Genomic DNA, 18,626 nt, shown 5'->3' on the forward strand with positions numbered 1-18,626 from the left:
CGTTCTATTAGGCGTAGTGAAAAAGATAAGGTATGGTTAGGTTTTTCAGTCATATTAATCCCTTATGCCCTCTGAACATTCTTTATTTAATACTTTGCAATCAATAGGTTTTTCTCTTCCTGAAGGGCAGGACGGTATTGCGGATCAACAAACGCAAATACTAGCACAACTCAATCAATTGAGTGATGCACTCTCACCTTTATTTGAGCGTTCTAAGGCAAAATACCCTGAGCATACGGATCAGCAATTGTTGCTCGGTTTATTTACTCTGCACCATGAAAAACAGTTGCAGCAATTGCGCACGCAACAGCCAAGTTTATTGGCGATGCAAAAAGTTATAGATGATTCTCTGGATAAACACCACGCACAGGCGTTTAAGTCTCCGTTAATCGTCGAAATCTGGCTCACTATGCATTTGTGGCTGTTTGTACAAGGGCAATCAAACATCGACTATTCATTAGCTTATGATTACGCCAATGAAACCGCCGAACTGCTGAGCCCATTTTCATCTTCTTCATCTAGTCAATTACGTAGTGAATGGCTTAAATCGTTTTACGTGGGCAAAGAGAAAATGTCGAAACAAAAGAGGGGAATATGTTATTGGATCACGCGTCTATTAAGAAAAAGTAACCAGTGATGATGAACTCTGTTAGCTAATGGTTTTCAGTAAATGAAAAATATCGTTTTTTCAAGTCACGCAAACGTTTGCTCTTTACTTATTATAAAAATTCTTTAAGATTTCCGCCCATATCAGATTGTCTTTTTATCCCTCCAGAGGACCATATGCTGTCGGACATTGAAATCTCACGATCTACCCCCTTACGCCCCATTTCAGATGTCGCAACCGCAATAGGGTTGCACAGCGACGAGATTCAAACTCACGGTCAACACAAAGCAAAAATTAGTCTCAAAGCTTTAAAACGTCTTGAAAACAAAAAGACGGGTAAATTGATCGTTGTTACTGCCATTACCCCAACGCCATTGGGCGAGGGTAAAACAGTGACTGCCATTGGACTTGCGCAAGGTTTATTCAAAGTAGGTCAGTCTGTAATGACCTGTATTCGTCAACCTTCTATGGGGCCGGTATTTGGCGTCAAAGGTGGTGCAGCAGGTGGCGGTTATTCTCAAGTCGCGCCTATGGAAGAGCTAAACTTGCACCTGACGGGTGATATTCACGCTGTTACGGTTGCGCATAACCTAGCGTCTGCGGCTATTGATGCTCGTATTTATCACGAGCAGCGCAAAGGCTATGACGATTTTGAAGCTCGCACAGGGCTTAGCGCACTACGCATTGATGCGGACTCTATCGTTTGGAAACGCGTCATTGACCACAACGATCGCGCACTGCGTAAAGTGACAGTAGGTATCAATGACGAAGGCAAAACCATTAACGGCTATGAGCGTGAAGATGGTTTTGATATTTCAGCTGCTTCAGAGCTAATGGCAGTACTGGCACTGGCTAGCGATCTTAAAGATCTACGTCAGCGCATTGGCAAGATTGTGATCGGTTACAACCTTGAAGGTAAAGCGGTGACAACTGAAGATCTTGGTGTTGCCGGAGCAATGACAGTGAGTATGCGCGAGGCGATTGAGCCAACGATGATGCAGACTCTAGAAGGCATTCCAACACTGATTCATGCTGGACCATTTGCCAATATTGCGCACGGTAACTCTTCAATTATTGCGGATAATATTGCCACAAAACTGGCTGACTTTACCGTTACTGAAGGCGGTTTTGGGTCGGACATGGGCTTTGAAAAAGCCTGTAATATCAAAGCGCAAGCCTCTGATAAAGCGCCGGATTGTGCGGTGATTGTCGCTACCTTGCGCGGATTAAAAGCAAACTCTGGATTATACAGCTTAAAACCGGGTCAACCGATCCCTGACAGCATGTACGAAAAAGACAGCGCGGCATTAGAAGCCGGTTTTGCGAACTTAAAATGGCATATTGAAAACGTGACTAAGTATGACGTTCCTGCCGTAGTTGCGATTAACCGTTTCCCGCAAGATACTGATGAAGAGTTGCTACAACTGAAGAACATGGTTGAAGCACTGCCGTATTCTGTAGAAGTCGCCATATGTGAAGCCTTTGCAAAAGGTGGCGCTGGCGCGGTTGAGCTTGCCAATAAAGTGGTTGAGCAGTGCCATAACACTCCGACTCAATTTACTCCTTTGTATCGTATGGATCAGCCTCTTGAAGAGAAAATCATGGCGGTGAGCGAAATTGGCTACGGCGCGGCGTCTGTTACCTTGAGTGACAAAGCGCAATCGCAACTGGCTCAATATAAAGCCTTAGGCTTTGATAACTTAGCTATCTGTATGGCAAAAACGCCTATGTCCATTTCAACCGATGGTTCAGTGAAAGGCGCACCGTTACAGTTTGATGTGCCGATTCGTGAGCTGCGACTTTGCGCCGGTGCAGGCTTTATCTACGCACTGTGTGGCAACGTAATGACCATGCCGGGGCTTCCTGATAAGCCAGCCTTTATGAACCTTGATATTGATGAAGACGGTAACATTACAGGCTTAAGCTAACTTTCCAATGGTAGCTTAGAGCAAATATTAAAAAGGCATACTCTATATAGGTATGCCTTTTCTATTTGGTTTTTACTAAGTGATTGGCTCGTTACTCACAAGGCGGCGCAAGATGAATCATTGCCAAGCCACCTAATGAGGTTTCACGGTATTTCTTGTTCATGTCTTTACCGGTTTGATACATGGTATCGATGACATCATCTAGCGAAATCAAACATTTACTAGAGCGTCTTAATGCCATACGTGAGGCGTTAATCGCTTTCATTGCGCCCATAGCATTGCGCTCGATACACGGCACTTGTACTAGCCCGCCAATCGGATCGCAAGTCATGCCTAATGAGTGTTCCATGGCAATTTCTGCCGCAATACAAATTTGCTCATTACTGCCACCGCGAAGCGCGGTTAATCCAGCCGCCGCCATGGAAGATGATACTCCCACTTCGCCCTGACAACCCACTTCTGCGCCAGAAATAGAAGCGTTGGTTTTGTATAAAATACCAATCGCGCCAGACACCGCCATAAAATCTTTAAGCTGTTTAGTGTCGAGCTGTTTGATAAAGCGATGGTAATACATCAGTACCGCAGGGATAACACCAGCCGCACCGTTAGTCGGTGAGGTGACCACTTGACCGCCAGCGGCGTTTTCTTCACTCACGGCAAAGGCAAATAGATTTATCCAATCAAGGATTTCCATTGGGTCATTTTCCACCAGAACATTGGCTTCTAGCTTTTTCAATAAGTTAGGCGCGCGGCGCGTGACGTTTAATCCGCCGTCTAAAATGCCTTCAGTCTCAAAACCGCGCTCCATGCACAGACGCATCACTTTCCAAATCTGATCAGCTTTGGCATCAATTGCCGACATGTCTTGGAACACTTGTTCATTGCGTAGAATCATGCCGCCAAGGCTGAGCCCATTTTTCTCTGCTTGTGCCAGCATTTGTTCGGCGCTATTAAAAGGGAAAGGCACGTCAATATCAGAGGATTTTTTGCCTTGTTGCAGCTCTTTTTCGGTGGCAATGAATCCGCCACCAATGGAATAGTAAGTCTCAAAGCCAATGCGAGAGTTTTGCTGATCAAATGCTGAAATAGTCATGCCATTTTCATGTAATGGCAGATTGTTGCTGTGAAATAAAATGTCTTTATCGTAATCAAAATCAATCACATGGTGATTAGCGATGTTGAGCTTTCCATCTTCAATCGCACTGTGCATTTGCGCATTGGCGCTGGCGATTTTGATGGTATCGGGACGGTTTCCCAACAAACCTAAAATAGAAGCGCGGTCGGTGTGGTGACCTTTACCCGTTAATGACAGCGAGCCGTATAAATCAATTTGAATGCGCGCGACTTGTGCCACATTTTGCTGAATAAGTTGCGTAAAGTAATAGCCCGCTAACATTGGGCCGTTAGTATGCGAACTAGAAGGACCGACACCTATTTTGTAGATATCAAAAATTGAGTACATAATCTTTACCTATTACAACATTATGGCTAATCGCCAATTAGGAATAACAAAACACAGTGCGAAAGACGTTGTCGCATGACAACATGCTGATTATAGGTTCGCGAGTCCGTGTTTGTTGTTTGATGAAGTCCTTTTACTGCGGAATATAGTGTTCCTATTGAGTGCTGATTGCCGCTTCAATATCAAGCAAACGAGGCCAGACAAACTAGGATGGCTCATCCTTTCAGTATGGCTGATATCAATGCTTATATCACTAAGTATACTGCCAAATGTCATGCTTTCCTTTTTCTATCAATGATAAAGTGACAGAAGTTAATATTTTTATTTAAGGTTTGAGAAGATGCTCTATTGTCCGGCGTGTGGCGCGCAACGTTTAGCCGTTCACGGCAACCAGTTTATTTGCAGTGATTGTGACTTCACTTTCTTTCAAAATATGGCTGCTGCGGTGATGGCGGTGGTGATAAAACAAGACTCACAACAACGCACTCAGTTGTTGGTTGCTACTCGCTCGCGCGATCCCGGTAAAGGGCTATGGGATTTACCGGGTGGATTTGTTGATCCCGATGAAAGCGCGGAGTTTGCATTGCACAGAGAGTTAAAAGAAGAAATTGGCGCAGAGCTCGCCTCGGCGCAATACTTAACTTCTTTTCCCAATACTTACCCTTATAAAAACGTCACCTATAAAACCTGCGATATGGTGTTTATCGTGACATTGACCGAAGGTGCCAAGGTTGTGGCGAATGATGATGTTGAAAGTTTACAGTGGTTGCCGTTAGCAGAGATAGATCTGTCTCAGTTTGCGTTTGAATCGACCAAGCGGGCGGTGTCGGCGGTGCAAGATAAATTGCTTGCCAGTGAAAGGGTGCAATAACCCATAACTCAAGTGATTCAATTACGTCATTTAAAGGGATGCGCTAAACCTTGCCTCAAGCATGTGGCGCATCCTTTTTTATGAGCAATATCAGTATTCGCAATAACAGCGATCTACTGCCACATCACCAATACCGCTGCGCAGGCGACCAACACTAGCGCGAAGATATCCTTTCTTGGAATGCTTTCTTTGAGATAAAAGTACGACACTAGCATAGTGAAGAAAATCTCCACTTGTCCCAATGTTTTTACATAAGGCACAGTTTGTAACGACATGGCGCTAAACCAACCAAAAGAGCCTATAAAACTGGCTAAGCTGGTCATAATCACAAGTTTAGGTTTGCTAAACATCTGTTTGAGTGTATTACGATCTTTTATGAGTAAGTAGCCTGTCAGCAAAAGGGTTTGTAGCAAGATAACAATGAATAGCACCCATGCTGCGCGGTGTGGAAATGGCAAGCTTAGACTTAAACTTGCCTCTCGTATCCATAATGACGTCAGTGCGAATGCGGTGCTACAGGCTAAACCTAACGCCGCTGTATTGAGCGAAATACCTCGAAATCCTTTAGGGCAACTGAGGATCAAAACCGCGATACCGCCCAGCATAACGCCCACCCAACCTAAAAAGGTCAAGCTAGTACCAAAAAACAGCACTCCTAAAAATGCGGCCACAGGCGCTTCTGATTTTGCCAGTCCTGCGCCAATCGCAAAGTTGTTTTGTTTAAACAGCAGTACCATTAACGCAGTGGCAACAATTTGCATGATGGCTGCCGCAATCAGAAAAAACCATGAATAACCGGTAAAGGTTGGCATAGCCGCCGGTTGCCATTGATAGAGGGCGACTAAATACAATAAGGCGAGGGGGCTTGCCCATAGAAAACGTGCCAGTGTAACGCCACTGACATTTAGGGTTTTACTCAATTGGTTTTGAAAAGCATTGCGCCATGATTGGCTAAAAGCGGCCAAAAAGGTGAAAAAGATCCAGCTCACGTTCGTCCTTAGAATGAGTCTTTAATAGAGAGAACCATCCTACAGACACAAAGCGTCAAACCATAGGGTTTTATCCATCCTTCCTTTTTTGTATGCGGTATCTTGTGTGCAGTAACCTTTTGTATAGAGCTTGGTGTAGCCATCTACTGACTGCCACACCAAGCAGACTTTACTTATTTAAAACATGAAGTTATATAGATAACCTGCGCCCATTGCCATCCCTAAGATCACTACTAAAAATGCCGCAATTAATGGGTTCTTAAATATAGATTTAAGCAAAATAACCTCGGTTAAACTTGCGCCTGCACTGCCAATAATCAATGCCATTACTGACCCTAGCGCCATGCCTTTTTGCACCAATGCCGCACTTAAAGGAATCACAGCTTCTGCGCGAATATAAAGGGGAATACCAATAATGGCGGCAATAGGAATGGCGTACCACACTTTGTCACCGGCGTATTTTGCAATTAGGTCAGTTGGGATGAAGCCATAAATGAATGAACCAATCAAAATACCGATCAACAAGTAAGGAAGTACTTGCTTAAAGTCTTTCCAAGTGGATGCCCAAATGCGAACCCAGCGGCTTAGCTCTGTTTTTTGTAGTGAAATTGTGCCATCACAGTTGGTGTTTAATTGCAGTGTTGGTTCTGGTTGTTGTGTTTTATCGGCATTTGCCTTGCCTGAAGTACAGCAAGAAGTACTCGCTATCATTGGTTCATTAGATTCACCACAACTTTCACTACTGCTCTCAGCACAGGTATTTGTTGCAGAGCAAGAGCTTTGCGCACTGTCTGCTTGGTAAGCTTCTTGGCGTACATACTTTTCAAAACCTAACTTTTCCAGTACATAACCAGAGACTACGGATACTAACATTGCGATAGCAAAATAAAATATCGCCACTTTAAAGCCAAAGGTGACCACAAATAGCCCAATAATGACCGGATTAAGTAACGGGCTGGCGAATAGGAATACCATCATAGGCCCAAACCCTGCGCGAGCTCTTAGCAAACCTTTTAAAAAAGGAATGGTTGAGCAAGAACAAAACGGCGTTATTGAGCCTAAAAGTGCGGCAACAAAGTATCCTCGTCCATTTTTTGAGCTCAGGATCGATTGGATCTTTTGCGGTGTAATGAATTCTTGTAGTACTCCTACCAAATAACTAATGGCAAGAAATAAAACGGTCAGTTCTGCGGCTAAAAATAGGAACATATGTCCTGCTTCTTGCGCCATGCTTAATAATTGGTTGTTCATTGTGTTGCTCTCTATATTTCGACAATATTGGAATTATAGAAATATGAGTCGCTATTACAAGTATTTATTTCTATAAAAGTCGAAATATAAACTAATGCGTTGAATTTTAGTGAAATTTTATTTTGATTCGCTGAGGCAATATTCGTCTAGGCAACATTCGTCTTGTAGGAAATCGATAACCTGTTGCAGATTTTCGTACTGAGCAATGCAAAATAAGGTGCGACCTTCACGTCTTTGAGAAAGCAATCCGGCAGAAGATAAGTTGGAAATATGATGAGAGAGCGTGGAGCTAGGGATATTCAATTGTTGCTGAATATCACCAACAGGCACACCTTGATGACCGGCTTTTACCGCCAATTTATAAATACTGAGACGTGTGGGATGACCAAGTTCTTTTAGTGCTTTGGCGACGTGTTCTAGTTGCATGCTTCTCTCCTGATAATAATTCCATGCTAGTGGAAGTATCTAGGTGAAGCAAGCATGCATTGCCTTATAGAGCCCAGTTTAATGCTGGCCAGCCATTGATGTGCGCGGCTACGGAAAGTTGCGGGCAAGGGTTGACCACAAATGTGCTATCGGCACGTAAACACATGGGCTTATCGTTAATAGAATCGGAATAAAACACGATGTGATGCTCTTTAAAGCTAGGATGCTGTTCTAGCCATTGCTCTAGGCAGGTGACTTTCCCTTCACGAAAAGTCGCAATGCCTTTAATTTGGCTTTGCAGGTAAGACTGATTGCTTTCTAGTTGAATGCCGTAGGCGTGTTTTATACCTAGCATTTTGGCAATCGCTTGCACCAGATAATCAACGGTGGCTGAGATAAGCACCACGGTAGTGTTTGACTGCTGTAAATTATCCAGCAGATCTTTGGCTTGTGGAAAAACCAAAGGCGCAATGCATTGCTGAGTAAAGTTATCGGCGAGCACAGCCAGATCAGCTTGTGTGATCTTGGTCAGTGGCGCAGTAGCAAAATCTAAATATTGCTGCATATCCAGTTTGCCTTCGGCATATAAGCTCATCAATCTTTGGTCTTCGGCTAAAAAATTAGGGTCTTGAATGATGGCATGTTCGACTAGATATTGATGCCAGAGCATAGCGCTGTCTCCATCGATAAGGGTATCGTCTAGATCAAAAACGTATAGAGACTGAGTCACTGTGTATCCTTTTTTTAAAACGGGGTCATTGAGGGGAGAAGGCGTCACGCGCAGCAGCGGACGCCTTATTTGTGCTTACTAATTTAAGGGCGTTCGCCAGCGGCTAGTCGGCGCTCGATATCAGCGACAACTTCTGGAAAGTCTGCAATAGTATCAATCAGATAGTGAGGCTGACTTTTTTCTAGCTTAGCTTTGGCTTTTTGGCGGGCTAGAGCAAGAGTTTCTTCGTCTGCATTGAGGTATTGCTCTAAAGTAAGGCCTGCTTCATTGCCAGAAAGTAGCAGTCCTACTGTCCACATACCGGCGTTATTGCCTTCGTCGATCCCCGGCGCGGCATCATCGACTTTAATGCATTGACGCACATCAGTAACGCCCAGTTCAATGACGTTTTGCAGTGCCATAAATGGAGCAGGGCGTCCGCCTTGTGGTAAATCATCGGTAGCGATCACGCAATCAGGATGATAACCATAATCTTTGGCTGAATTGACCAGTATATCCATCACTTGTCGAGGGTAGCCCGAACACGAACCAATCTTAATGCCTTTTTGTTTCAATGCGTTGACAACTTCTAACGCATGAGGAATAGGCTCTGCGTGATCGGCAACTTTCGCTTTTTGCAGTGGCATAAAGGTTTGGTAGATGCGATCAATATCTTCGCTACACATGGCACTGCCAAAACGTTCAATCCAACGTAGCTTAACCGATGGAATGCGCCCAACAGCTTGGATATGATCCCACTTACCTAGACCCATTGGCTCTCTGGCTTCATCAAGAGATAATTCGAAATCGAATTCACGCTTGAACGCTTCAACAAAAATAGTAGTAGGGGCAAATGAGCCAAAATCGACAATGGTTCCCGCCCAATCGAAGATGACAGCTTGAACAGTTGAATTAGACATAGTGAAAGTCCTTAGATACTTTTTTAATGGCATTTTCGAAGAGGGTTAACGCTTCGGTAAGTTGTTTTCGAGTAATGATTAAAGGCGGGCTCAATTGAATAACATTGCCTTGTGATACTTTGAAGCTCAAACCATTATTAAGGCATTGGTAAAGTACCGCTTCTGCCTCATCAAAGGCTCTTTGTTTGGTGATAGGGTCACACACTAGTTCAACGCCCCATAACAGGCCGATGCCTCGCACATCGCCAATTAGCGCATAGCTTTGTTGCATTCTTTCTAGTTTGCGCTGCATAAATTGCGCATCTTGACGCACTTTTGGTAGTAGGGCTTGTTGCTCTATTTCATTGATAGTGGCGAGCGCCGCGGCACATCCGAGGGGGCTTTTCTCATGGGTGTAGTGTCCTAAAGAGACCTTAGCCGCCGTGTTGTACTTATCTTGAGTGACCATAGCGGCAATAGGCACAACGCCGCCGCCAAAGCCTTTCCCGATACATAAAATATCCGGTTCAATGTCGTACGCTTGGTAGGTAAACCATTCGCCACAGCGGCCCATACCATTGGGGATATCATCGATAATCAGCATCACGTTGTGTTTGTCACAGATTTCTCTGACGCGCTTCCAATATGCTTTGCTTGGTACTTGTACGTCGGTGTTGCGCACCGCTTCTGCAATAAATGCGCCTACGCCACCTTCTTTTTCAATCACATATTCAAGGTAGTCTGCATAGTGCACATCACTGCCGTCAGGCGAGGGCAGTGCGCCGCGATAACTTACCGCTGGTGGAATGCGTTCAACGCCCGCCATTAAAGGCCCCATGCCTTCTCTAAAGCAGGCTTCTCCGCCAACCGAAATTGCGTCTAATGAAGCGCCATGAAAAGAATCCCATAACGAAACCACTTTGTAGTTTTTAGTTACGTGACGGGCCAGTTTCAACGCCATACCAATGACGGAGGTGCCACCGGGAGCAAACAGCACTCGGTCTAGGTTTCCACCACAGATTTGGGTCAGTTTTTCCGCGCACTCAATAGCCGTAGAGTGGGTGAAGCGTCGCGGAGCAAAAGGTAGTTGTTGTAATTGTGTTTGAATAGCATCAATCACCGCTGGATGACCATGGCCTAATTGATGAACATTATTGCCATGAAAGTCCATATATTGCTTGCCTTGCGCATCTTCAATATAGATGCCTTTCGCGCCAACTAACGCATCAAGACAAGGCGTCGACATTGCCTGATGCAGAAATACTTGGCTGTCACGTGCCAGTAACTCATCGGTACGTGCGTGTTGTAAACCTCTATTCCACTGCTCACGGGCATCTGTGGTATTGATATCTCCCTCACTTCTAAAATGCGAGGATGGGGCATCAGTAAACGTCGTCATGATCAGTTCCAATACATTGCTTTTTCTACAGCATTAATGAGCCGATGAATATCATCAGGAAAGACGTCACCAATATTACCAATGCGGAAACAATCTGCATTTGACACTTTGCCTGGGTAAATTACAAACCCTTGCGCTTTAAGGCGGTCGTAGAATTCTTTAAATTGATACTCACTGTGCGAAGGTGAGTAAAATGAAGTAATAATCGGCGAATGCAAAGGCTCATCGAGCAAAGGCTGGAACCCTAATTGACGCATACCTTGCACCAAAATTTGTTGATTGGTGGCGTAGCGATGGGCTCTAGCGGAAATTCCGCCTTCTTCTTCTAGCTCAAGCAGAGCTTGATAGAATGCTCGGACAGTGTGCGTCGGAGAGGTAAAGCGCCATTTACCATGGTTCTCTTGCATGCATTGCCACTGATCATATAAGTCTAAGCTCAGCGAGCGAGCTTGACCTTGGCACAGTTCTAATTGGGATTGTTTAGCAATGACAAAGCCAAAGCCGGGTACGCCTTGAATGCATTTATTAGCAGAGCTGATCATAAAATCGATATCCATGTCGCCAATATCCATTTCAATTCCGCCAAAACTCGACATAGCGTCCATAATGACCACTTTGTTGTAACGTTTTGCCAGTGCCACAAGCTCTTGTACCGGATTTAACATCCCAGTGGTGGTTTCACAATGCACGATAGCAAAGTGAGTGATATTAGGGTCGTTAATGAAAATTTGTTCTACTTGCTCAATAGAGGGAAAAGTGGTCTCACTTGAGCTCATTACATGCTGATCAATATGCAAATATTCGGCAATTTGTGAGATGCGTGCGCCATATGCGCCGTTATCAATAACAAATAGCTTTCCGTTTTTCGGAATCGCGGAACCGATAGTCGCTTCAACCGATGCTGTGCCGCTCCCTTGCATTAATACACTCGTATAACCAATGCGCGAGGTGGCTAATTTAACCAGTTTGCGGCGGATCACTTCTACAACGTCTTTATTGTAGTCATCATCCCACGTACACCAATCTTTGAGCATTGCTGAACGTACTGATTCTGAGGTTGATAGTGGACCTGGAGTAAGTAGTAGATATTCGTTTTTCATTTCATTTTGGACTATACCATTGCTTTGTTTTTACTTTAACACGTCAAAACTTACTCGCAAGTTTGTTTCGAGTAATTCATAAAAGTTTCATGTTAAGCCGTGATTTGCTCGTTATTACGACTAATTATCGTAAAAGTGCCATTGTTTGTTCATTGATTCGTCATCTTTGATGCTTAATCTACGCTTAAATTAACTGGTGCAGACCAAATTGTATTTTAACAAGGGAAAAGAGATGAATAAGCGTTTTATTAAAGGCTCATTGGCAACAATGATCGCGATGTTGTCAACCAACGTATTGGCCGCAACTGAAGTGACGGTTTACACTGCATTTGAAACAGATATTCTGGCGAAGTATAAGAATGCATTTGAAAAGTCTAACCCTGATATCAAAATTAATTGGGTTCGTGACTCTACGGGCATCATGACGGCTAAGCTATTGGCAGAAAAGAAGAACCCGCAAGCGGAAGTAGTGTGGGGCCTCGCAGGTTCATCTATGGCACTGCTTAAAGAAGAAGGCATTTTAAAGTCGTACACGCCACAGGGCTTAGATAAGTTGCACGCTGAACTTAATGACCCTCAATCGTCTCAAGCTTGGTATGGCAACGACGCATTCTTCAACGCGATTTGCTTCAATGAAATCGTAGCGAAACAACAAAACCTGCCTAAGCCAACTTCATGGGAAGATTTGACTAAACCTGTTTACCAAGGCCACATTGCCATGCCTAACCCTGCTTCTTCAGGTACTGGCTACATGCAAGTATCAGCATGGCTACAAAACATGGGTGATGACAAAGGTTGGGCTTACATGCAAAACCTACACAGCAACATCGCACATTACACGCACTCAGGTTCTAAGCCTTGTGTGCAAGCGGGTATGGGTGAAGTGGCTATCGGTATTTCCATGGCAAGTCGCGGCGCTAAATTAAAGACTCAAGGCGCACCATTGGATGTGATTACTCCTGCTGGCATCGGTTGGGAATCTGAAGCAGTTGGTCTAGTAAAAGACTCAAAAGCGGCGCAGCGCGTAGTGGATTGGTCTATTTCAAAAGAAGCGAATGAGCTGTACGTTGAAATGTACCCAGTGGTAGGACACAAAGACGTGAAAGCTGTAGTTGCTAACTTCCCTAACGTACAACAGAAAATGGCGAAAATGGACTTTGCTCGCATGGGCAGTGAGCGCGCAGATGTCCTAAAAACTTGGTCTGACAAGTTTGATGGTAAATCAGAAGCGAAGTAAGACTTTTTAGTTGGGCTTTTCGCTGAATAAATGGCGCCAAGTGCAATCATTTTAGAAAGACTGTAAATGAAACACTCAGGCTCAAACCGCTAATTGAATCTGGGTGTTTTTGTTTATCAATTTACCGTTATCTGCTAGTTGTGACGATCAATTTACATTGTAAATTTCCTAATCTCTCTTCATCTGTCTTGCAAATTTCAACACTACTTATGTTTGTCATTATTCTCTAACACAGGTGTAATCTCATTGTCATAGTCTCACTCTATTATTGGTATATACCATTTGGAGGGTGTTATGAAAACCAACCAAAACTATTTGAAAATCAATAACGTAGTGAAACAGTTTGGCCAGTTCACGGCTTTAAATGATATATCGCTAACGATCGATAAAGGCGAGTTTGTTTGCTTTTTGGGCCCTTCAGGCTGTGGCAAAACAACGCTGCTACGCGCTATTGCAGGATTGGATTTGCCGACTTACGGTCAAATAGAACAAGCCAGCAAAGACATTACTTTTTTACCCCCAGAAAAACGTGACTTTGGGATCGTGTTTCAGTCTTATGCTCTGTTTCCAAACTTAACGGTGGAAGAGAACATTGCGATTGGGCTTAGAAACCAAGGTGCTTCAAAGGCACAAGCTAAAGAAACGGTTTCACAATGGCTTGAGACCATTGCACTGCCAACTTCAAATACCAAATACCCAAATCAACTTTCTGGTGGTCAGCAGCAGCGTGTTGCTCTGGCTCGCGCATTGGCGTTATCTCCAGGAATGCTACTACTTGATGAGCCTTTATCTGCGCTCGATGCGAAAGTACGTACTCACCTACGTGAAGAGATTTGTCAGCTGCAACGCAAGCTAGGCATCACTACTATCATGGTGACTCACGACCAAGAAGAAGCTCTGTCTATGGCCGACAGAATTGTGGTCATGAACCACGGCGTGATTGAGCAAGTAGGGACGCCGCAAGACATTTATGAAAACCCAGAAACTCGCTTTGTGGCGCAGTTTGTGGGAAGCATGAACTTTTTGCACGCACAGCGATTAAATGACACGCAAATTAAGGTACATGAGCACACTATCAATGTGGAATGTGCACGATACATGCAGCAAGACTTAGGGCAGGAATTTGAACTCGCTCTGCGTCCTGAAAGCCTGTTCTTTACAGAATCTGAATACAACACATTAGCAGTCACGATTGAAATCATTGAGTTTCAAGGTGCTTACGTTCGCGTTGATTGCCGCTTAAAAGGGCATCCAGAATTGCCATTAATTGCTGTAGATGTTCCGGTTCGTGAAGCTCGCAAGCTGAATTTACAACTGGATCAAGAGCGTCGCATCGAACTCGTGACCAAGCATATGCATGCTTACCCGCTACCAAGCGCAGTTATCCGAGAGGTCGCATAATATGAAAACCGCAGTGGCAAGTGTCAACGAGGAGACGATTTTGAATCAGAACTCTGTTCCTAGTCCGAATATATGGACGTTTTGGCTGAGTAAAATGAGCCGTGACAACGTAATGCTGTTAGTTATTTTGGCATTGCTGTCATTGTTCATGATGCTATTTGTCGCTATGCCATTGTGGGCAATGCTGACCAAAAGTGTACAAAACTCGAATGGTGACTTTGTTGGGTTATCCAACTTTATCACTTACTTTTCATCACCTAGCTTGTGGTATTCACTGACCAACACTTTAACCGTTGGGCTGTTGGTGACTGTGATTGTTGGCGTGTTAGCGTTTGGTTATGCCTTTGCCATCACTCGCTCTTGCTTGCCGTTTAAGACCTTTTTCCAAGTGCTGGGTATGGCGCCTATTTTAGCGCCATCACTATTGCCTGCAATTAGTCTTATCTTCTTGTTTGGCAACCAAGGTGTGTTGAAAGAGTGGTTAGGTGGCTCGTCCGTTTACGGTTTGATTGGTATTACCATGGGGTTAGTGTTTTGGACTTTCCCGCACGCCTTGATGATATTAATTACCTCTTTGCGCACCTCGGATGCACGTTTATATGAAGCAAGCCGAGCGTTAAAAACCTCACCATTAAAAACTTTTTTTATCGTCACGTTGCCTGCAGCGAAATATGGCGTCATTAGTACCTTAATTGTGGTCTTTACACTGGTGGTGTGTGATTTTGGTGTGCCGAAAGTGATTGGCGGTAGCTACAACGTATTGGCAACCGATATCTTCAAACAAGTTGTTGGCCAGCAAAATTTTGCCATGGGTGCCGTAACTAGTATTTTGCTACTACTGCCTGCGGTATTTGCGTTCGCGGTGGATCGCTGGGTGCAAAAGAAACAAAAGAACTTATTTGATACACGTTCTGTCGCCTATGAACCAAAACCTCATGCGCTACGTGACGGACTGTGTTTGCTGTATTGCATCACCATCAGTATTGCTGTGTTGGCCGTTTTGGGAATGGCAGTGTACGGCTCTTTAGTTACTTTCTGGCCGTGGAATAAGGCGCTGACTTTAAGTAATTATAACTTTAGCGAACTGAGCACTTATGGCTGGAGTCCTTATTACAACTCCCTTACTTTGGCAGGTTGGGCTGCAATTATTGGTACGGTGATTATCTTCATTGGTGCTTATTGCATTGAAAAAGGACGCGGTTTTGCGCCTTTACGCCAAGCAATGCAAATGGTCAGTGTTATTCCTATGGCTGTACCAGGAATGGTGCTGGGCTTGGGCTACATCTTTTACTTTAATGATGCGAATAACCCGTTAAACTTTTTGTATGGCACCATGGCATTTTTGGTGGTGAATACGGTGGTTCACTATTATACCGTTGGGCATATGACCGCGATTACAGCATTGAAACAAATTCCTGCTGAAATTGAATCAACCGCAGCATCGGTTAAATTACCGCAATATAAATTGTTTTTTAAGGTGACACTTCCAGTTTGTTTACCTGCGGTATTAGATATTGCGATATACTTATTTATCAACGCTTTAACCACGACCTCGGCGGTAGTATTCTTATACTCTACCGACACCATCCCAGCGTCTGTTTCAGTGTTAAATATGGACGATACCGGCCAAACTGGCGCAGCGGCGGCAATGGCAGTAATGATCATGATTTCAGCCGCAGTGGCAAAGCTAGTACATATTGGCTTGGATAAGTTACTAGGAAAGAAAACACAAGCCTGGCGAAAACGATAAAAGGAAAATCAGTGCAGTACGTAAAAATTAAAGACGTTATCGTAGAACAAATTGAGTCAGGACAACTTAGCCCAAGACAAAAATTGCCCGCTGAGCGAAAGCTTGCTGAGCTTTTTGATACGACTCGCGTGACGTTGCGCGAGGCTTTATCTCTGCTTGAAGCTGAGGGCAGAATATACAGAGAAGATCGTCGAGGTTGGTTTATTTCACCTGCGCCATTGCGCTATGACCCAACGCTTGCGCTCAATTTTGCCGATATGGCGAAATTACAAAACCGTGAGCCATTGACCGAATTGATCAGTGCCAAAAGTGTGCTGGCAGATAAACATGTGTCGGCATTGCTAGGTTTACCGGCATTTTCTGATGTATTTCAAGTAGAGCGTGTGCGTTATTTAGAGCAGCGTCCGGTTATGTTTGTGAAGAACTATGTGATACCAGCACTAACACCAACCTTACTCGACTGCGATTTATCATCGTCTTTGACTGATATTTATCGTGAGCAGTTTGGCGTACGTTACGCAGAGATCCGTTATCGGGTGAGTACAACCTCATTGTTTGGCAACGTGGCACAAAAACTCAGAGCCACAGCGGGAACGCCTGCGATGTTAGTGCAACGTCTTAACTATGATAAGCACGCTGGTTTGATTGATTGCGATTTAGAATATTGGCGACATGATGCTATCTGCATTGAGTCGGCATCTAAGCTAGTGGATTAATATTGTTGAAATAATCGCTGGCTTTTAAAGACCCGTAGGCTTCCACACGGAAGCCTTTTTTACGCCTATACCAAGGCGATTCGACTAAAAATCATACCAATCACGCTAAGTAAGTGAACAGAGCTAGCGCAGGAAAAATGCTCGAGAACAAGGCAGAATTTTTTGATAAGTAGTTATTCTACAATCAAAAATTCTAACGCCGTTATCAAGTATTTTAACAAGCTAGAATGATCAGTTATTTAGTACGATTGGTTTTACTCAAATGTAGGTACAACATGTCTGTAGAAACACACCCATGTTTTTGGATTACTGAAGCAAAGCAACAACCTGATTGGCAAGAATCTGAATCTCTGCATCAAGATATTGACGCAGATGTTTGTATTGTTGGCGGCGGATACACCGGACTTTGGACATCGATTCTTATTAAGCAACAGTCACCACAAACCAAAGTTGTGGTACTAGAGAAGAGTTTTTGTGGCGCAGGTGCATCTGGCGTCAATGGCGGTTGTATGCTGACTTGGGCGGCTAAATACTCTTCAATGTGTAAGATGTTTGGTGAAGAGCAAGCAAAGTTTTTGGTCTTAGAATCCGAGCAGGTGATTTTTGAGATTGAAGCGTTTTGTAAAGAGCATGGCATAGACGCAGGTCTTAGAAGACACGGCACTTATTACACTGCCACAAATTCAGCGCAATGTGGCGCGCTAGATTCGACATTAGAGAAACTCGATAAAGAAGACCTAAATAGCTGGCGGAAAGTATCCACCGAGCAGCTCAATCAAAATACGGGCTCTGCTCGTAATATAGAAGGGCACTTCTCGCAAGCTGCCGGCAGTGTTCAGCCTGCATTATTGGCAAGAGGGCTTCGCCGCGTGGCACTGTCGTTAGGCGTCGAAATCTATGAAAATAGCGAAATGACACGCATCGAATATGGTGAACCTGCAACTGTGTATACCCATGAAGGCTCAGTAAAAGCAGGTAAAGTTGTGTTAGCGCTAAACGCTTGGATGGTGGACAAATTTAAGCAGTTCAAAAACAGCATAGTGGTGGTGTCATCAGACATGGTGATCACGAAACCTTTGGGCGATAAGCTTGCGCAGTCGGGACTTTCGGACGGGGTTACGGTTGTTGATTCTAGAATTTTTGTGCATTACTACCGAGATACAGTAGATGGACGTTTGATGCTTGGCAAAGGGGGCAACCGTTTCTCTTTTAATAACCAAGTTGAACCTATGTTTAATTGCCAAAGTCATTATTTTGAGCTGTTACAAGGCGCTTTTGATCGACTGTTTCCTAACTTAGGTCGTGAACAGATTGAGTTTAACTGGACAGGAGGCTCTGATCGCTCAACAACGGGTTTCCCATTCTTTGGCAATATCAAAAATCAGTCGAATATTTTCTATGGTTTAGGTTACTCCGGCAATGGCGTCGCTCAGACTCGTATCGGCGGCAAAATCTTGTCTGCCATGGCATTAGGGATGGAAGATGAGTACGCAAATTGTGCTTTGACGGGCGGCCCTAGAGGTCATTTTCCACCTGAGCCAATACGCTGGATGGGCGCTATGATGGTGCGAGATGCGGTTCGACGTAAAGAAGGAGCTGAAGATGACGACCGCTCACCACTTATTGTTAACCGATGGCTTGCAAAATTAGCGGGGCCAGCAGGAAAAGCCGATAAATAATACTTTCCTGCGCTAAGACATTTTTGCTCTCATTTAACCTTCACAACCCATACTCTTTGGCGGGTTGAAACTTGTACATTTCTTAACGGTGCTCTAGCCTCATATTTAAAGAGGCAAGAGCACATCCTCACCAATACATCGTTCTATATTTCTCATTTTTACATTTTTTTATTTGCTCTCATTTATCTAAGATACTGAAAAA

General features: G+C 44.1%; 16 protein-coding genes. 8 read left to right on the top strand and 8 right to left on the bottom strand.

Translation table 11 applies throughout. From position 1 onward, the window contains the following. Positions 1 to 64: 64 nt before the first annotated feature. Positions 65 to 637, top strand: coding sequence for a hypothetical protein (locus OCU38_RS14395; RefSeq protein ID WP_261824890.1), 573 nt, complete (start codon positions 65 to 67; stop codon positions 635 to 637). A gap of 146 nt (positions 638 to 783) precedes the next feature. Next, positions 784 to 2,535 (top strand): formate--tetrahydrofolate ligase, encoded by a 1,752-nt coding sequence (locus OCU38_RS14400; protein WP_261824891.1) that lies wholly within the window; start codon positions 784 to 786, stop codon positions 2,533 to 2,535. A gap of 91 nt (positions 2,536 to 2,626) precedes the next feature. Here OCU38_RS14400 and OCU38_RS14405 read toward each other — a convergent pair whose 3' ends face one another. Continuing rightward, positions 2,627 to 3,997, bottom strand: coding sequence for an L-serine ammonia-lyase (locus tag OCU38_RS14405; RefSeq protein ID WP_261824892.1), 1,371 nt, complete (start codon positions 3,995 to 3,997; stop codon positions 2,627 to 2,629). A 340-nt stretch (positions 3,998 to 4,337) separates the two neighbouring features. On the opposite strand from OCU38_RS14405, the gene OCU38_RS14410 reads away from it, so the two are divergent. Further along, the gene (locus OCU38_RS14410) at positions 4,338 to 4,868 is read left to right on the top strand and encodes an NUDIX domain-containing protein (RefSeq protein WP_261824893.1); all 531 of its coding nucleotides are present in this window, start codon (positions 4,338 to 4,340) and stop codon (positions 4,866 to 4,868) included. Positions 4,869 to 4,981: 113 nt separating this feature from the next. Here the strand turns inward: OCU38_RS14410 and OCU38_RS14415 are convergent, their stop codons facing one another. The 7 genes from OCU38_RS14415 to phnW form a co-directional block, all read right to left on the bottom strand. Further along, positions 4,982 to 5,857 carry a DMT family transporter gene (locus tag OCU38_RS14415; RefSeq protein WP_261824894.1) on the bottom strand — a complete coding sequence of 292 codons (876 nt, stop codon included), beginning with the start codon at positions 5,855 to 5,857 and terminating at the stop codon, positions 4,982 to 4,984. A gap of 177 nt (positions 5,858 to 6,034) precedes the next feature. Next, a complete protein-coding gene (locus OCU38_RS14420) occupies positions 6,035 to 7,108 on the bottom strand; it encodes a permease (RefSeq protein WP_261824895.1) in 1,074 nt (357 codons plus the stop codon). A gap of 117 nt (positions 7,109 to 7,225) precedes the next feature. Then, positions 7,226 to 7,534: an ArsR/SmtB family transcription factor gene (locus OCU38_RS14425; RefSeq protein ID WP_261824896.1), complete on the bottom strand. Its 309-nt coding sequence runs from the start codon at positions 7,532 to 7,534 to the stop codon at positions 7,226 to 7,228. A gap of 64 nt (positions 7,535 to 7,598) precedes the next feature. Further along, entirely contained in the window at positions 7,599 to 8,264 is a 666-nt protein-coding gene (locus tag OCU38_RS14430; RefSeq protein WP_261824897.1) for an HAD family hydrolase, read from the bottom strand. An 83-nt stretch (positions 8,265 to 8,347) separates the two neighbouring features. Next, entirely contained in the window at positions 8,348 to 9,163 is an 816-nt protein-coding gene (phnX, locus tag OCU38_RS14435; protein WP_261824898.1) for a phosphonoacetaldehyde hydrolase, read from the bottom strand. Beyond that, the gene (locus OCU38_RS14440) at positions 9,156 to 10,541 is read right to left on the bottom strand and encodes an aspartate aminotransferase family protein (RefSeq protein WP_261824899.1); all 1,386 of its coding nucleotides are present in this window, start codon (positions 10,539 to 10,541) and stop codon (positions 9,156 to 9,158) included. The genes phnX and OCU38_RS14440 overlap by 8 nt, the downstream gene beginning before the upstream one ends. A gap of 2 nt (positions 10,542 to 10,543) precedes the next feature. Further along, positions 10,544 to 11,641 (bottom strand): 2-aminoethylphosphonate--pyruvate transaminase, encoded by a 1,098-nt coding sequence (phnW, locus tag OCU38_RS14445; protein ID WP_261824900.1) that lies wholly within the window; start codon positions 11,639 to 11,641, stop codon positions 10,544 to 10,546. A gap of 232 nt (positions 11,642 to 11,873) precedes the next feature. On the opposite strand from phnW, the gene OCU38_RS14450 reads away from it, so the two are divergent. The 5 genes from OCU38_RS14450 to OCU38_RS14470 all read left to right on the top strand — a co-directional run bounded on the left by OCU38_RS14450 (position 11,874) and on the right by OCU38_RS14470 (position 18,424). Then, positions 11,874 to 12,878 (top strand): putative 2-aminoethylphosphonate ABC transporter substrate-binding protein, encoded by a 1,005-nt coding sequence (locus OCU38_RS14450; protein WP_021713962.1) that lies wholly within the window; start codon positions 11,874 to 11,876, stop codon positions 12,876 to 12,878. A gap of 294 nt (positions 12,879 to 13,172) precedes the next feature. Beyond that, positions 13,173 to 14,279, top strand: coding sequence for a putative 2-aminoethylphosphonate ABC transporter ATP-binding protein (locus tag OCU38_RS14455; RefSeq protein WP_261824901.1), 1,107 nt, complete (start codon positions 13,173 to 13,175; stop codon positions 14,277 to 14,279). A 37-nt stretch (positions 14,280 to 14,316) separates the two neighbouring features. After that, entirely contained in the window at positions 14,317 to 16,029 is a 1,713-nt protein-coding gene (locus OCU38_RS14460; protein WP_390625274.1) for a putative 2-aminoethylphosphonate ABC transporter permease subunit, read from the top strand. Positions 16,030 to 16,040: 11 nt separating this feature from the next. Next, a complete protein-coding gene (gene phnR, locus OCU38_RS14465) occupies positions 16,041 to 16,745 on the top strand; it encodes a phosphonate utilization transcriptional regulator PhnR (protein WP_261824902.1) in 705 nt (234 codons plus the stop codon). A 275-nt stretch (positions 16,746 to 17,020) separates the two neighbouring features. Then, the gene (locus tag OCU38_RS14470) at positions 17,021 to 18,424 is read left to right on the top strand and encodes an FAD-dependent oxidoreductase (protein WP_152820080.1); all 1,404 of its coding nucleotides are present in this window, start codon (positions 17,021 to 17,023) and stop codon (positions 18,422 to 18,424) included. The last annotated feature ends 202 nt before the right edge of the window (positions 18,425 to 18,626 follow it).

Source organism: Vibrio neonatus, from assembly GCF_024346975.1.
In the GTDB taxonomy this organism is placed as follows: Bacteria; Pseudomonadota; Gammaproteobacteria; order Enterobacterales; family Vibrionaceae; genus Vibrio; species Vibrio neonatus.